The following is a 15,054-nucleotide window of genomic DNA, read 5'->3' as shown; positions in this document are numbered from 1 at the left end:
AGCCTTAGCGGATGACGGACACGACGGTCGGCACACGCCAGCACAATTGGTCGGACAACTACACGTATCGGGCGGAGAGCATCTCCCGGCCGTCGTCCCTGGAGGAGCTGCGCGACATCGTGTCCACCGCCCCCCGGGTGCGTGTGCTCGGCTCGCGGCACTCCTTCAACGACATCGCCGACTCCGGTCGGCTCGTCGAACTGGGCGGTCTCCCCGAGGACATCCGGGTCGACCGCTCGGCCGGTACGGTCACCTTCAACGCCGGCCTCAGGTACGGGCAGCTGGCCCCGGTGCTCGAGTCGGAGGGCCTCGCCCTGGCGAACCTCGCGTCGCTGCCGCACATCTCGGTGGGTGGCGCCGTCGCCACCGCGACGCACGGGTCGGGCAACCGCAACGGCAACCTCGCCACCTCCGTCGCCGGCCTCACGCTCGTCACCTCGGATGGCGGCCTGCTCGAGGCGACGCGCGGTGACGCCGACTTCGACGGACTCGTCGTGAACCTCGGCGCCCTCGGAGTGGTCGCCAGCATCACGCTGGACGTGGAGCCCGCGTACGAGGTTCGTCAGCGCGTGTTCGACAACCTGCCGTGGGAGTCGCTCTACGAGAACTTCGAGGCGATCACCGGCAGCGGGTACAGCGTGAGCATGTTCACCCGCTTCGACGAGAACGTCGACATGGTTTGGCTGAAGACCCGGGTCACCGCGGAGGACGAGGTCATCGTCGACGAGTTCTACGGTGCGACCGCCGCCGATGCCAACCGGCACCCGATTCCGGGGCTCTCCGCCGAGCGCTGCACCCCCCAACTCGGCGAACCCGGCCCCTGGTGGGAGCGCCTCCCCCACTTCGTGATGGGCTTCACCCCGAGCAACGGCGATGAGATCCAGTCCGAGTTCATCGTGCCGAAGGAGCACGCCGCCGCCGCGTTGTCCGCCGTGCGCGGGCTCGCCGACGAGGTCGTGCCTCTCCTGCAGGTGTGCGAGGTGCGCACCATGGCGGGAGACGACCTGTGGATGAGCCCGCAGTACGGACGGGAGAGCGTCGGCCTGCACTTCACCTGGGTGAAGGATCAGGCCGCGGTGGAGCGCGTCGCGGCGTCGATCGAGGAGGCCCTGCGGCCGTTCGACGCACGTCCGCACTGGGGCAAGGTGTTCACCGCGGGAGCGGCCGACATCGCCCCGCTCTACCCTCGTCTGACGGAGTTCACCGGTCTCGTGCAGAAGCTCGATGCGCGTGGCGCCTTCCGCAACGAATGGCTGGAACGGCACGTGCTCGGCGCCTGATCGCGGCTCACTCCCGCCGAACCCGGTAGGGTTCGGGCATGAGCGATGTCCACGAGATCCTGCCCGAATGGATAGCCGAACAGCGCTGGTACGGCGGCAAGGGGCGCATTCCCGTCCTCGAGAGCCGCGGTGTCTGGTCGTTCCGCGATGAGGGCTGGTTCGCCCGGATCGAGACGCACCTGCTGGTGGACTTCTCCGGTGGAACGCCGGCGCTCTACCAGGTGCCCATCACGCTGCGGAGCGAACCGCTCGAGGGTCACGAGTCCGCTCTGATCGGCACGGTCGAGCAGGACGGGGAAACCTTCTTCGTGTACGACGGTCCGCAGGACCCCGCCTACTCGTGGGCCCTCCTCCGGCTCATTCTCGACGAGGGGTCCGCCCAGCTCGACGAGAAGTCCGACGAGGCGACCGCGCAGGGTCACCGGCAGCCGGGCGCCCAGATCTCCACCGTGGTCGGGTCCCGCGTGCTGAGCGGCGAGCAGTCCAACACGTCGATCATTTACGACCTCGTCGACGACAACGGCGAGGCCACCAACCCGATCATCTGCAAGGTGTTCCGCGCGGTGCACCACGGGGAGAACCCGGACGTGGTGCTGCAGTCCGCGCTGGCCGGAGCCGGGTCGGTCAACGTGCCGCTCTCCATCGGCAACGTCGTGGGCACCTGGCGCGATCCGGGTCGGGACGACGCCGTCGCCACCGGTCACCTCGCGTTCGCACAGGAGTTCCTGCCCGGCGTGCAGGACGCCTGGCGCGTCGCCGTGCGTGCGGCCGAGGAGGGCGTGCCGTTCACCGCGGAGGCGCACTCGCTCGGGCAGGCCACCGCCGACGTGCACGCCACGCTCGCTGCCGTGCTGCCCACCGTGCCCGCCTCGCCCGCCGTCGTGGGCGAGATTCTCCGCAGCTTCCGGGAGCGTCTCGCGACCGCCGTCTCCGAGGTGCCGGAGCTGGCGGAGGAGCGGGCGGCGATCGAACGCGTCTACGCGCGAGCGGAGTCGAGCACGTGGCCGAGCCTCCAGCGCATCCACGCCGACTACCACCTGGGCCAGGTGCTCGCCGTGCCCGGACGCGGCTGGGTGCTGCTCGACTTCGAGGGTGAACCTCTCCGACCGATGCACGAGCGCTCCGAGCCCGACGTGACGCTGCGGGACGTGGCGGGCATGCTGCGGTCCTTCGACTACGTGGCCGGATCCATCGCCCTGGCCCGCCCGGAGAACGCCGACGCGTCGGCGGAGTGGGCTCACGCGGCGCGACGCGCCTTCCTCGACGGCTACATCGAGCACTCCGGCAACGACGTCCGCGCCAACCGTGCGGTGCTCGACGCCTTCGAGATCGACAAGGCCGTGTACGAGGCGATCTACGAGAGCCGGAACCGTCCGGACTGGCTCAGCATCCCCACCACCGCCGTGCGACGACTGGCCGCGCGCGCCTGACCGGGCGGCCCGGGCGACGCCCGGATGCACCCGCTCGACCCCGAGCGGTCAGGACGTCGCGCCGGGTGCGTCCCGCCACAGCACCCACACGTTGTCGGCCCCCCTCCGTTCGAACGTGACGGTGCTGACCAGGGCGCGGATGAGGGCGAGGCCCCGGCCGCTCTCGGCCTCCTCGTCGTCGCCGTGCTCACCGGCCAGTTCCACCGACGCCGGCGCGGCGCCGATCTCCAGGATGCGGGCGTGCAGGCGGTGCGGGCGCACCGAGATGTCGACGCCCAGCTGCACGGATTCCCGGGACGGCACCGCGTGCTGGACGACGTTCGACGCGGCCTCGATCACCGCGGTGGCGAAGGCCATCCGGTCGAGGTCCGGAACGAAGTCCGCGGCGGCCCACAGCCGGTCGAGGTCGTCATGCAACGCGTCCACGGTCTCCGCGGTGGCGGGACCCGAACGCGACACCTCCGCCAGGACGTCAGTCACGGGAGTCGCCGCGAGGGGAGAACGCCGCCTCGGCACTGTCGTAGGGCGTGAGCACGCGGTTCATGTTGGTGAGCTCGAGCACCATGCGCACCTGCGGCTGAACGTTGGCGATGCGCAGGTCTCCCCCGGCCTGTCGGGCGAGCTTGAGGCAGCCGATGAGCGCCCCGAGTCCCGAGGAGTCCATGAAGTCGGTGCCGCCGAGATTCACCACCACGTGCGTCCTGCCCCCCGCCACCACTCCGGCGATCACCTCGCGCAGCTTCGGCGCCGAGACCATGTTCAACCGACCGACGCCCTGCACCTCCGCGAAGTCGGGCCGATTCTCAACCGTGAACTGCATCCGCTGTGCTCCCCTCGGGGACGTATCCCCTGTATCGTGCTGCCGTGATCAGCACGCCAAGCACCACCAGGTCGAAGGCGACCCAGGCGACGTTGACCAGCGTACCGATCGGTTCGTTGAGGCCCATGGCGAGGCGGATCAGCCCGGCGACGAGCGCGATGCCCAGGAGGGCCATGGCGATCAGCTGCGGCAGGATCAGCCGCACGGTGGGGCCGCCGACCTGCCGGCTCTTCGGCGTGACCGCGAACTGCAACGGCCGACCGAACCACACGTTCCGCGCGGCGGACGTGCAGGCCTTGATCCAGGTCGGGAAGAGCGCGAGGCTGTACTGCTGCCCCCGCCAGGTGCTCATCCCATGCCCGATCACCAGGAACAGCAGCTGGTTGACGACCATGAACGGGATGAAGCGCACGAAGAACTCGTAGCTCAGACTGTTGACCGGCAGGATGCCGGTGGTGAGGTACAGCACCGGGGCCGCGATGTAGGCGAGGGCCGCGAAGCCGCTGAGGTAGCTCCACATCGTGGCGAAGTACATGAGGCGCTGACCGATGCTGAGTCCGCGCTGCACGAGCGGGTTCTCGCGGAGCATCACCTGGATGGTGCCCTGCGCCCAGCGGAGCCGCTGGGTCATCATCGTCTGCAGGTCCTCGGGGGCGAGCCCGTGCGCGAGCACCTCGTGGTGGTAGACGCTCCGCCACCCCATCCCGTGCAACCGCATCGAGGTCGCCATGTCCTCCGTCACCGAGATCGTCGCCAGCGGCATCACCGGCTGCGCCTCCGAGGACCGCTCGATGGACACCGCGTCGAGCAGGGATTGCACGGACGTGAGTGCGCCGAGCGGCGACCAGTCGCGCCGCGACATGCGCTCGACGGCGAGGTCGAGCGTGTCCGACGAGGTCGGCGCTTCCGCCGCGTCCCGCTCCATCGCCGCGATCTCGGCGAGGTCGGTCTCCACCGCGGAGAAGTCCGACGCGACGAGCGTTTGCACCGCGCCCTGAACGCGGGTCTGCACGCGGTAGGTCAATTCGCTCAACGAGGCACCGGCATCGAGCTCGACCCGGGCGCGTGCGGTCGACGACTCCACCTCGTCGAGGAGGGAGGCGACGAGCGCATCCGCGCCCTCCGGAGACCGGCGGGCCTTGCGCAGCACGGATCCGGACACGGTGAGCGCCCGCCGCACGCTCCGGTCCACCTCGCGCACGTATCCGGTGAGCCCGAGCTGCATGAGCGCTTCCCGACGGAGGATCGCGTTCGACCCGCAGAAGAATGCGGCGTTCCAGCCGTCCTTGCCCTGCTGGATCGGGCCGTAGAAGAGCGGCGCCTGGCTGCCCAACGGATCGTCGGCGGGCACGTTCGCGAAGTACTGCGGGGTCTGCACGAGCGCCACCCGATCGTCGTCGAAGTACCCGAGGGTGCGGTCGAGGATGGCGGCGTCGGGCACCTGATCGGCGTCGAGGATCAGCAGGAACTCACCCGACGTCATCATGAGCGCGTTGTTGAGATTGCCCGCCTTGGCGTGCCGCGGCCGATCGACCCAGTCATCGCTACGGGTGAGGTAGCCGATCCCGTGCTGCATCGCGAGTTCCCGCAACTCGGGACGAGCGCCGTCGTCGAGGATCCACGTGTCGTGCGGGTAGGTGATGCGCTCCGCTGCGAGAGCCGTCGTGAGCACGAGATCGAGGGGCTCGTTGTACGTCGTCACGAACACGTCGACGGTGGCATCGCCGGCAGGAACGGGAGGCTCGCCCCGCTGCTTGCGCCGCCACACGGTCATGCCGAACAGTGCGACATCGATGAGGCTGTAGGTTTCGGCCAGCACGAGGGGCACCGCGATCCACCACGCCGACCAGTTGAGCGACTCCCACCACCGCCACACCACGTAGTTGACGCCGAGCAGGACGGTCAGCACGATGATCGCGCGGACGGCGAAGTCCCTCACTTTTCCCCCCCGGGAGTTCTACGAGCCGCTATCCATCCCCGCGCCTCAGCATGACTGCAGTCACATCATCCGTCACTTCCGGTCCGGATGCCAACTCCAGTATTCGATCGCACGCGTCCTCCACCGACAGGCTGGCGGACACCGCCGTGCCGACGGCGGACATGGCGGCGTCGACGGTGTCGAACGAGTCGAGCACGCCGTCGCTCACGACGAGCAGTGCGTCGCCCGGCGCCAGCGCGAGTCGCTCCGACGCCCAGAGGGAATCGGCGACGGCACCGACGGGCGGACCACTCGACGGAAGGCGGGTGAGCCCGGCACCGCTCACGTGCAGAGCGAGGCCGTGGCCGGCGTCCACGTAGCTGAGCAGGCCGGACGCGGCGTCGAGCCGGGCGTGGAAGACCGTGACGAAGGAGCCGGACTGTTCGAGGTCGGTGTGCAGCATGGCCCCCGCCACCCCGAACGCCAGATCGAGGTCCGACTGCCCGGCCGTGGACCGCAGCACCCCGCGCACGGTGGCGGCGAGGAGCGCGGCACCCATGCCCTTGCCCATCGCGTCGGCCACGGTGACCCCGAGCCCCTCGCGGGTGGCGTACCAGTCGAAGAAGTCTCCGCCCACGCTGCGCGCCGGACGACACCGGCCGGCGATCTCGTAACCGTCGACCCGCAGGTCCTGCTGGGGCAGCAGGCTGCGCTGCACCTCGGCGGCGCGCCGCTGCTCCTCCGCGCCCGGGGCGTCAGCCGCACTCGCCGATCGCGGCCGGCGGAAGAGTGCGGTGATCCGCGCCGCGAGTTCGCGGGGGCTGAATGGCTTGCTGAGATAGTCGTCCGCACCGACGTCGAGCCCGGACAGGCGGTCGATCTCGTCGGCGCGTGCCGTGATCATCAGCACGTAGGCGTCGGAGAACTCCCGCAACCGCCTGCACACCTCCACTCCGTCGAGGTCGGGCAGGTTCAGGTCGAGCGTGACGAGATCGGCCCCGCGGCTGCGGATCAACTCCAGCCCGGCCGAGCCGGTCGCCGCTTCGTCCACGGTGAACCCCTGCGCCGCGACGATCTGGACGAGGAGTCGCCGGATGTCGTCGTTATCTTCGACGATTACGGCGCGGCGCACGTTCTCGGCTTCGGACATGTTCTTATTAAGGCGGTCTTGGCACCATTTGTCATATCGGCCAGCCACCTCAATCGAACCGGAGCGTCCACGTCGTGGAGAAACTGCTGAACCTTCTCACCCTGAACCGGGTGCGCTTTCACGCACTGTCGCTCCGCGGGCGTGTGCTCCTCAGCCAGATCCCGCTGTCGGCGACCATGCTCCTGTTGTTCCTGTGGATCGCGCTGACCGACGCGGCCCTCTTCGACGACTCGCGACTCCGGGCTTCCGTCGTCCTCACCGTTGCTCTGTTCGCGGCGTGCGTGGTGGTGCCGTGGGAGAGGCTTCCCTACCCGTCGTTCCTCGCCGTCCCGCTGCTCGACTTCGTACCGATCGGGCTGCTGCGCGAGTCGGCCGCCGACACCGTCACCGGGCTCGGCCTCCTCGCCGCCTTCCCCGTCATCTGGCTCGCCGCGTCCGGACAGCTGCCGAGGTTCTCGATCTTCGCGAGCGCGCTGGCGACCCTCGGCGTCGTGTGGGTGCCGCTCTTCATCGGAGACGCACGCGTCACGCTCGAGTCGTTGACCCAGCCCCTTCTCCTGCCGTTCATGATGTTCGCGATCGCGGTCACCGTGAGCGTGATGACGTCGAGCATGACCGAGCAGCAGCGGGTGGTGGAGTCGAAGGACGTGGAACTGCGGGCCCTCCTCGACGACACCGCGCGGCGGGAGCGCCTGCTCAACGCGATCGTGAACGCGGTGGGCGTGGGCGTGCTGGCGATCGGCGAGGACGGTCGGCGCCTGATGATGAACAGCACGCAGCAGGCGCTGCACGAGTACGGCATGCCGCGGGGAGTTCTCGATGCCAGGGAGGACGACCTGCTGCTCTTCGGCGAGGGCGGGACCGTGCCCCTCGCGGCGGAGGAGCGGCCGGAACGGCGGGCGGCGGCGGGCGAGACCTTCTCCGACTACCTGGTGTGGATCGGCGAGCCGGGCAATCAGCGCGTGCTGTCGACGTCGGCTCGAACCATTCGTGACGCCGACGGACGCATGGAGGGCAGCGTGATCGCGTACTCCGACGTCACGGAGTTCGTGGCCGCCCTGGCTGCGAAGGACGACTTCGTGTCCCACGTCTCGCACGAACTGCGGACGCCGCTGACCTCCATCCACGGGTACGCCGAACTGATCGGCATGTCGGAGAACCTCCCCTCCGAGGTGGAGTGGGGCCTCGAGGTCATCACGCGCAACTCCACCCAGTTGCTGGGGCTCGTGAGCGACCTGCTCGGCGCCGCCTCCGGGGCCACCGAGATCCGGGTCGCGCCGAACGACCTGGCTGCGCTGGTGCGTTCGGCCGTGAACGCAGGCCTCCCCCGCGCCGCGGCGGCCGGCATCGCCCTGCAGGCCGACACCCCCGAGTCCCTGCCGGTGTCCTGCGATGCGGCGCGGATGACGCAGGTGCTCGACAACCTCATCTCGAATGCCATCAAGTACTCGCCGCAGGGCGGCGCGGTCACGGTGCACGCCGGTGCGACGGACGACGGCGTGATGTTCTCGGTGACCGACACCGGCATGGGGATGAGCGACCAGGACGCGAGGGACGTGTTCACCCGGTTCTTCCGCAGTTCGGAAGCCCGCCGCAGCGTGATCCCGGGGCTCGGGCTCGGGCTAGCGCTGGCCAAGGACATCGTCGAGCGGCACGGGGGCAGCCTCACCTGCCGCAGCGTGCTGGGCGAGGGGTCGGTGTTCACGTGCACCCTTCCCGCGACGGAGTCGGCGCGCGAGGTGGCCGAGGCCCGCTAGGACACCGGCTCTCGACGGCGGGGCCGCGGTCCTGGCCGGAGCAGCGCTCGGGGCCACCGGCACGGAGTCGTAGAGATCGCTGACGATGTCGACGAGGTCGGCCGGGGGTGCGTCGCCGTCCACGAGCAACGGATCGCTCACCACCGCGGCGCCGGCCGACAGCGCCATCTGGCGCGCGAGATCGGCGAAGTAGCCGGGGGCCAGCAGGAACGTGCTGACGACCACCCGGTCGGAACCCGCGGCCTCGCGGGCGGCGAGCACCGCGACCGGGACGCGCGGCTTCGCCGCGGAGACGAAGGCCACCGTCACCGGCCTCCCGATCTCGGCGGCGAGCAGGTGCCCCATTCGCTCGCAGTCCCGCACCGCGTTCGCGTCGCTGGACCCCGCGGCCGCGAGGACCACCGCATCGGTGGCACGCAGACCGGCGATGTCGAGGCGGGCGGCGAGGATGCGCGCGAGGCGCACGTCGGGCCCGAGGGCACCGGTCACCGCTACCGGTCGGGGAGCGGCAGCGTCGGCCGCCTCGGCGAGATCCACATGCACGTGATACCCGGCGGACAGCAGTAGCGGCACGATGGTGACGGGGCGTGCGGGCTCCAGAGCGTCGAGCGATGCCTCGACGTCGGGCTGCTGCACGTCGACGAAACCGCCGCGCACCAGCACGTCGGGCCGGCGCGCCGCCACGGCCTCGACGAGTGCGGCGACCGAGCGCTGACCGGCGGGCGACGAGGTGCCGTGGGAGCAGGCGAGCAGCACGGGTGCCGCGATGGACCCGGACCTCGCCGGAGCGCTCATGCCGGAATTCCGATCTCGACGGCACCGTCGACGACGCGGGCGGGGAACGTGCGGAGGTGCAGGGCGGGCGAGCTGAGGCACTCACCGGTGACGAGGTCGTACACCTGCTTGTGCAGCGGCGAGGCGATGGTGAGGCGATCGCCCCTCGACCCGACGATTCCCCGCGCCATCACGTACGAGGCAGTGGCGGGATCGCGATGGGTGACGGCGAGTACCCGGCCGTCGGACAACCGGAAGAGTGCGACCTGCTCGCCGCCGATCAGCGCGGCCTCACCCCAGAGCGGTTCGAGGTCGTCGAGGGCGCAGGCGCGATACCAGGTGGGACCGGCCTCGGTGCCGATCACGGCGGTGGCTGTGCTGGGGGTCATGGCAACTCCTCGAACGGTGGCCGACCGCGGGTGCGCGGTCGATGCTCCGAGCGTACGTATTGGGTGTTTCCGGACCGTTCGCCCCCTGTGTCGTCCCGGTAACACGCACCTCTCACCGTCCGGCGGCCGCCGTGAGACCGGTGTGATCCACGGGTTACGTTCGCGATACGGGGCGGAAATGCCCCCTCCCTACGGTGGAGGCAACGGACACGAGGAGCACCCATGCCGAGGCCAGCCAGCACTCCCCTCTCGCAACCGACATCGCACGGATCCGGGGCGCAGGCGGCCGCGGTCGCCCAGGTCGCCGAGATCGGCCCGACGCCCGAGCCCGCCGTCCGTGCGACCCGCGTCGTCATCGTGGGCGGTGGTCCCGCAGCGCACCGGCTGACCGAGGCGCTGCAGGCTCGCAGCCTCGACGACCCGGGGCATCCGGATCCCGTGCACGTCACCGTCGTGAGCGAAGAGACGCACCTGCCCTACGATCGGGTGGCTCTCAGCCGTCGCCTGCTCGCCGCCGACGACCTCACACTGGGCAGCCCGGACCTGTGGGTGGGGGCGTCGGTCGCCCTGCGTTCGGGTTCAACGGTGACGGGCATCGACCCCGTCGCCCGTACCGTCACGGTCAGCCCGACCGGCACTGCTGCCGGCGCTGCTACCGACGCGACGGAGGTCCTCGAGTACGACGAGCTCGTGCTGGCCACGGGCTCCCACGCCACGCGACCCGCCATCCCCGGTGCCGAACACTGCTACGTGTATCGCACCGTCGATGATGTGGACTTCCTTCGCGGCGAGGTCGGCCGACTGGCCACCGCGCTCGGCCGTCCCGCGAGGGTCGTGGTGGTCGGCGGCGGTCTGCTCGGACTGGAGGCGGCCGGTGGCCTGCAGAAGCTCGGCGCATCCGCGAGCATCGTGCAGTCGGGCGGGTGGCTCATGTCCGCGCAACTCGATCAGGGCGCCGGTCAGGCGCTCGGCAGGCTGATCGCCGCTCAGGGCATCACCGTGCACACCGGATTCCGCCCCCGCGAGATCCGCCTGTCCCCATCCGGTGTCGTCGGCGGGGTCGTTCTGGCGAACGGGCGGATGCTCGAGGCCGATCTCGTGGTGTTCGCCATCGGGATCACGCCCCGTGACGAGTTGGCGAGGGACGCGGGCCTCACCATCGCCGATCGCGGCGGGGTCGTCATCGGTGCGGACTGCCGCACGTCGGCGGAGCACGTGTGGGCCATCGGTGAGGTGGCGTCGATCGATGGCGTGTGCGTGGGCCTCGTGGCACCGGCCAACGCGATGGCGGAGGTGGTGGCCGACCGGTTGCACGGCGGCGACGCCGAGTTCCCCGGCATCGACGATGCCACGAAGCTCAAGCTGTCCGGGGTGGAGGTGGCGAGCTTCGGTGACGCCTTCGCCCGCACGGAGCATTCCCTCGAGGTCGTCTACGCCGATCCCGCCCGCGGGCTGTACCAGAAGCTCGTGGTGACGGATGATGCCAGGACACTGCTCGGCGGCATGTTCGTGGGCGATGCTTCGCCCTACTCCTCCCTCCGTCCGCTGGTCGGGCGCGAGCTGCCCTCCGAACCGGGCGCCTATCTGGCGGCGGCGGGCGCGGACGCCGCCGTGAGCGGCGACCTGCCCGACGATGTCGCGGTGTGTTCCTGCAACAACGTGACCGCGGGCACCGTTCGTGCCGCCATTGCGGGTGCGGATGGCACGGACCCGTGCACCGACCTGGGCGAACTCAAGACGTGCACGCGGGCCGGCACCCAGTGCGGCTCGTGCGTTCCGCTCGTGAAGAAGCTGCTCGAAACGGAGCTCACGAAGTCGGGAATCGCCGTCTCCCGGGCGCTGTGCGAGCACTTCGAGCTCTCGCGCAGCGAACTGTTCGAATCGGTACGCATCCTCGAACTGACGTCGTTCGAGGACATTCTGGCCCGCTTCGGTACCGGCCTCGGCTGCGACGTGTGCAAGCCCACCGTCGCCTCCATCCTCGCCACTCAGCGCAGCGACTACATCCTCGACGCGGGCCGCGGGGCGCTGCAGGACACCAACGACCGAGCCCTCGCCAACATGCAGAAGGACGGCACGTACTCCGTGGTGCCGAGGATCCCCGGCGGGGAGATCACCCCGCAGAAGCTCAAGGTGATCGCCGAGGTAGCCGCGGACTTCAACCTGTACACGAAGATCACCGGCGGTCAGCGCATCGACCTCTTCGGCGCCCGGCTCGAGCAGTTGCCCGACATCTGGACCCGGCTGGTCGACGCCGGTTTCGAGTCCGGACAGGCGTACGGCAAGTCGCTCCGCACGGTGAAGTCCTGCGTCGGATCCACCTGGTGCCGTTTCGGCGTGCAGGATGCCGTCAGCATGGCCATCGCCCTCGAGCTGCGGTACCGCGGACTGCGCGCTCCGCACAAGTTCAAGTTCGGGGTATCGGGTTGCGCCCGGGAGTGCGCGGAGGCCCGGTCGAAGGACGTGGGCGTCATCGCCACCGAGCTCGGGTGGAACATCTACGTGGGCGGCAACGGCGGATTCCAGCCGGCTCACGCACAGTTGCTCGCGTCGGATCTGGACGATGAGACGCTCGTCAAGTACATCGACCGGTATCTCATGTATTACATCCGCACCGGCGACCGTCTGCAGCGCACGGCGCGGTGGATGGAAGAACTCGACGGCGGGCTCGATCACGTGCGCGAGGTCGTGGTGGAGGACTCGCTCGGCATTGCCGAGGACCTCGAGCGCGCGATGGCCGCGCACGTGGACAACTACGAGGACGAGTGGGCGGCCACGCTCGCCGATCCCGACCGCCTGCGCCGCTTCCGGTCGTTCGTGAACGAGCCGACCACGCCCGACCCGAGCGTGGTGCAGGTGCTCGAGCGAGACCAGCCCCGCCCGGCGCGACCCGATGAACTGGCGGGACCCGTGCTGCTGTCGGGACCCAGCATCCCGGTACGGAAGGCCTGATCATGGAGCTGACCCTCGATGTTTCCGGCCGCGCCGTACTGGTGGTCGGCGACGCGCACGCCGCGCGTCGCGTGCTGCGCCGGTACCGCACCCTCGGTGCGCACATCGCGCACATCGACGCCCCGCACACCTACACCGTGTGCACCGACACCGCGCACTCCGGCCTGCACATCAGCACCGCGCACGCTGATACCGCGCACACCGTTGCGCACATCGACACGAATCTCGAGGCGGCGCTCGATGCCGCCGAGCTGGTCGTGAGTGTGGGTCTCTCCGACGCCGACACGGAACGGCTCGCCGCCTCCTGCCGGGCACGACGCCTGTGGCACTCGGTGGAGGCGCCTGCCGCGTTCTCGCGCGGATCGGTGACCCTCGTCGGGGGTGGGCCCGGCCGGCGCGACCTGCTCACCGTCGGTGCTCTCGACGCCCTGCGCGACGCGGACGTCGTCTTCTTCGATCGCCTGGCGCCGCACGACGAACTGGCGGAGCTCGCGCCCGGTGCCGAACTGGTCGACGTGGGCAAGACCCCCGGCCACCACCCGGTCGCGCAGTGCGACATCGAGGCGCTCATGGTCGAGCGCGCTCTCGGCGGTGCCGACGTGGTCCGCCTGAAAGGGGGCGACCCCTACGTCTTCGGGCGCGGCGGCGAGGAGGTCGTGGCGTGCCGGGCCGCCGGTGTTCCCGTGCGGGTGATCCCCGGCGTCACGAGTGCGATCTCGGTACCCGCCGCCGCCGGCATCCCGGTCACCCAGCGGGAGGTGAGTCACGCGTTCACCGTGATCTCGGGACACGCACCCCTCACCGAGCGCGAGCTCGCCTCGCTCGCGGGTCTCGGCGGAACGATCGTCGTGCTCATGGGCGTAGCCACGCTCCCCCATCTCTCGGCCGGTCTCGCGCGGCACGGGATGGGCGCCGACATGCCGATGGCGATCATCGAACAGGGCTACTCGAGTGCCCAGCGCACCACGGTCGCGACGCTCGACTCGATCGTGTCCACCGCCATGGCCATCGGAGCCACGTCGCCGGCGGTCATCGTGATCGGGGAGGTCGTGCGCCTCGCCACCGATGACGACTCGCGCGCCCGAATGCTCGCCTGCGTGGACGGTGTCGCCGGTGGACATGCCAGCGTCGACCGTGCCGGCGTCGGCGAGAGTGCCGGTGTCGAGGGGGCGACCGCGCTCAGCCGAGCATGGTGATCCAGGACGAAGCAGTGGCGTCGCCCGTCGCGCTACCATCGGATGCCATGTCGCCCACTCCCCCCGAACCGGAAGGTGCGTCCGCCGCGGTGCTGTCGACGCCCGGGTCGACCGGCTTCCGGGCCGATCAGCTGGAGGGGTTCCGGGTGGGCGTCACCTCGGATCGACGCTCGGAGGACCTGATCACCGCGCTCGAGCGCCGGGGTGCCGAGGTGCTGCACGCGCCGACCATCCGCATCGCTCCCACGGAAGACGACGCGCCGCTCGTCGAGGACACGAACGCCATCGTCGCGGCCCGGCCCGACATCCTCCTCGCCACGACCTCGTACGGCATGCGCCGCTGGTTCGAGGTGGCAGACGCGTCCGGTCTCGGCGAGGCGCTCACGGCCGTCCTCGCCGAGACGCGCATCCTCGTGCGTGGTCCGAAGGCGCGCGGCAGCATCCGGGCGGCCGGACTGAACGACTCGGGCATGAGCGACCGCGAGACCACCGCGTCGCTGGTCGACGCGGTTCTCGCCGGTCCGCATCACGGGCTCACGGTGGCCATGCAGCTGCACGGGTTCACCGACGGTGCACAGATCGAGCGGCTGCGTGCGGCCGGCATGACCGTGCTCACGGTGGCGCCGTACCGCTGGGTGCTCCCCGAAGGACCGCAGCGTGTGCACCGCCTGATCGAGGCCGTCTGCTCGGGGGGCATGGACGCCGTCACCTTCACCAGCGCGCCCGCCGTCGACGCCCTCTTCAGCGCGGCCGACAGTGCCGGACGACTCGATGACGTGATCGCGGCCTTCCGCGGACCGGTGGTCGCCGCGGCCGTCGGTCATGTGACCGCGAAGCCGCTCGTCGACGTCGGGATCTCGCCCCTCATCCCCGAGCGCTTCCGCATGGGCGCGCTGATCCGTCTCGTGTGCGAGCACCTCGAGAACGAGCGCGTGCAACGGGTGACCACCCGTCACGGTGAGATGGTGCTGCGCGGCCGGTGCGTGGACATCGGCGGTGTGCGCGCCCCGCTCCCGCCGAACCTGCTGGCCCTGTTCCGCATGCTCGTCGAGTCCCAGGGCGGGGTGGTGTCGCGCACCGCGCTGTTGGCCGCACTGCCCGAGGTGCAGGACGAGCACGCGATCGACGTGGCGATCAGTCGCCTTCGTTCGGCACTGCCGGCATCGGGCGTGGTCGCCACCGTGGTGAAGCGCGGTTACCGCCTCGACGTCTGATCCCGATCCCGCGGTCCCTGAGCTCGTCGAAGGGACACTCCCCACGGTCCCTGAGCTCGTCGAAGGGACACTCCCCACGGTCCGTGAGCTCGTCGAAGGGACACTCCCCACGGTCCGTGAGCTCGTCGAAGGGACACTCCCCACGGTCCCTGAGCTCGTCGAAGGGGCGTAACG

General features: G+C 70.2%; 11 protein-coding genes and 1 pseudogene. 6 read left to right on the top strand and 6 right to left on the bottom strand.

Going from position 1 to position 15,054, the window contains the following annotated elements:
* The first annotated feature begins 11 nt into the window (after nt 1–11).
* Nucleotides 12–1,280 carry a D-arabinono-1,4-lactone oxidase gene (locus tag EY822_RS12450; protein WP_150308543.1) on the top strand — a complete coding sequence of 423 codons (1,269 nt, stop codon included), beginning with the start codon at nt 12–14 and terminating at the stop codon, nt 1,278–1,280.
* Nucleotides 1,281–1,318: 38 nt separating this feature from the next.
* Entirely contained in the window at nt 1,319–2,710 is a 1,392-nt protein-coding gene (locus EY822_RS12445; RefSeq protein WP_150308542.1) for a maltokinase N-terminal cap-like domain-containing protein, read from the top strand.
* A gap of 48 nt (nt 2,711–2,758) precedes the next feature.
* Here the strand turns inward: EY822_RS12445 and EY822_RS12440 are convergent, their stop codons facing one another.
* From EY822_RS12440 to EY822_RS12425, 4 genes are read right to left on the bottom strand one after another with little or no spacing between them, the layout of a single operon-like run.
* Nucleotides 2,759–3,190 (bottom strand): ATP-binding protein, encoded by a 432-nt coding sequence (locus EY822_RS12440; protein WP_150308541.1) that lies wholly within the window; start codon nt 3,188–3,190, stop codon nt 2,759–2,761.
* Complete coding sequence (locus tag EY822_RS12435; protein WP_150308540.1) at nt 3,183–3,530, bottom strand: STAS domain-containing protein; 348 nt, start codon at nt 3,528–3,530, stop codon at nt 3,183–3,185. Before EY822_RS12435 ends, EY822_RS12440 begins: the two co-directional genes overlap by 8 nt.
* Nucleotides 3,514–5,469, bottom strand: a complete 1,956-nt coding sequence (locus EY822_RS12430) for a glycosyltransferase family 2 protein (protein WP_150308539.1) — start codon at nt 5,467–5,469, stop codon at nt 3,514–3,516. Before EY822_RS12430 ends, EY822_RS12435 begins: the two co-directional genes overlap by 17 nt.
* A 28-nt stretch (nt 5,470–5,497) precedes the next feature.
* Nucleotides 5,498–6,598, bottom strand: a complete 1,101-nt coding sequence (locus tag EY822_RS12425) for a PP2C family protein-serine/threonine phosphatase (RefSeq protein WP_150308538.1) — start codon at nt 6,596–6,598, stop codon at nt 5,498–5,500.
* 74 nt (nt 6,599–6,672) lie between these two features.
* Between EY822_RS12425 and EY822_RS12420 the strand changes: the two genes are divergently transcribed.
* Complete coding sequence (locus tag EY822_RS12420) at nt 6,673–8,355, top strand: sensor histidine kinase (protein WP_227497260.1); 1,683 nt, start codon at nt 6,673–6,675, stop codon at nt 8,353–8,355.
* Nucleotides 8,356–8,550: 195 nt separating this feature from the next.
* Here EY822_RS12420 and EY822_RS12415 read toward each other — a convergent pair.
* Nucleotides 8,551–9,150 (bottom strand): annotated as a pseudogene (locus tag EY822_RS12415) (sirohydrochlorin chelatase); the annotation flags it as partial.
* Nucleotides 9,147–9,518, bottom strand: a complete 372-nt coding sequence (nirD, locus tag EY822_RS12410; protein WP_150308536.1) for a nitrite reductase small subunit NirD — start codon at nt 9,516–9,518, stop codon at nt 9,147–9,149. The gene nirD and the pseudogene EY822_RS12415, both read right to left, overlap by 4 nt.
* 222 nt (nt 9,519–9,740) lie before the next feature.
* On the opposite strand from nirD, the gene nirB reads away from it, so the two are divergent.
* From nirB to EY822_RS12395, 3 genes are read left to right on the top strand one after another with little or no spacing between them, the layout of a single operon-like run.
* Entirely contained in the window at nt 9,741–12,470 is a 2,730-nt protein-coding gene (nirB, locus tag EY822_RS12405) for a nitrite reductase large subunit NirB (protein WP_150308535.1), read from the top strand.
* A gap of 2 nt (nt 12,471–12,472) precedes the next feature.
* Entirely contained in the window at nt 12,473–13,666 is a 1,194-nt protein-coding gene (gene cobA, locus EY822_RS12400; protein WP_150308534.1) for a uroporphyrinogen-III C-methyltransferase, read from the top strand.
* A 47-nt stretch (nt 13,667–13,713) separates the two neighbouring features.
* Nucleotides 13,714–14,880 (top strand): uroporphyrinogen-III synthase, encoded by a 1,167-nt coding sequence (locus tag EY822_RS12395; RefSeq protein ID WP_150308533.1) that lies wholly within the window; start codon nt 13,714–13,716, stop codon nt 14,878–14,880.
* The last annotated feature ends 174 nt before the right edge of the window (nt 14,881–15,054 follow it).

Source organism: Planctomonas psychrotolerans, from assembly GCF_008642235.1.
GTDB classification, from domain to species: Bacteria; Actinomycetota; Actinomycetes; order Actinomycetales; family Microbacteriaceae; genus Planctomonas; species Planctomonas psychrotolerans.
This window is presented reverse-complemented; position numbering and strand designations above follow the sequence as displayed.

What these genes read in the sequence shown, in the direction of transcription:
- EY822_RS12450 (WP_150308543.1), top strand. Translation starts at nt 12, where the DNA reads ATGACGGACACGACGGTCGGCACACGCCAGCACAATTGGTCGGACAAC.
- EY822_RS12445 (WP_150308542.1), top strand. Translation starts at nt 1,319, where the DNA reads ATGAGCGATGTCCACGAGATCCTGCCCGAATGGATAGCCGAACAGCGC.
- EY822_RS12435 (WP_150308540.1), bottom strand. Translation starts at nt 3,530, where the DNA reads ATGCAGTTCACGGTTGAGAATCGGCCCGACTTCGCGGAGGTGCAGGGC.
- EY822_RS12425 (WP_150308538.1), bottom strand. Translation starts at nt 6,598, where the DNA reads ATGTCCGAAGCCGAGAACGTGCGCCGCGCCGTAATCGTCGAAGATAAC.
- nirD (WP_150308536.1), bottom strand. Translation starts at nt 9,518, where the DNA reads ATGACCCCCAGCACAGCCACCGCCGTGATCGGCACCGAGGCCGGTCCC.
- nirB (WP_150308535.1), top strand. Translation starts at nt 9,741, where the DNA reads ATGCCGAGGCCAGCCAGCACTCCCCTCTCGCAACCGACATCGCACGGA.
- cobA (WP_150308534.1), top strand. Translation starts at nt 12,473, where the DNA reads ATGGAGCTGACCCTCGATGTTTCCGGCCGCGCCGTACTGGTGGTCGGC.
- EY822_RS12395 (WP_150308533.1), top strand. Translation starts at nt 13,714, where the DNA reads ATGTCGCCCACTCCCCCCGAACCGGAAGGTGCGTCCGCCGCGGTGCTG.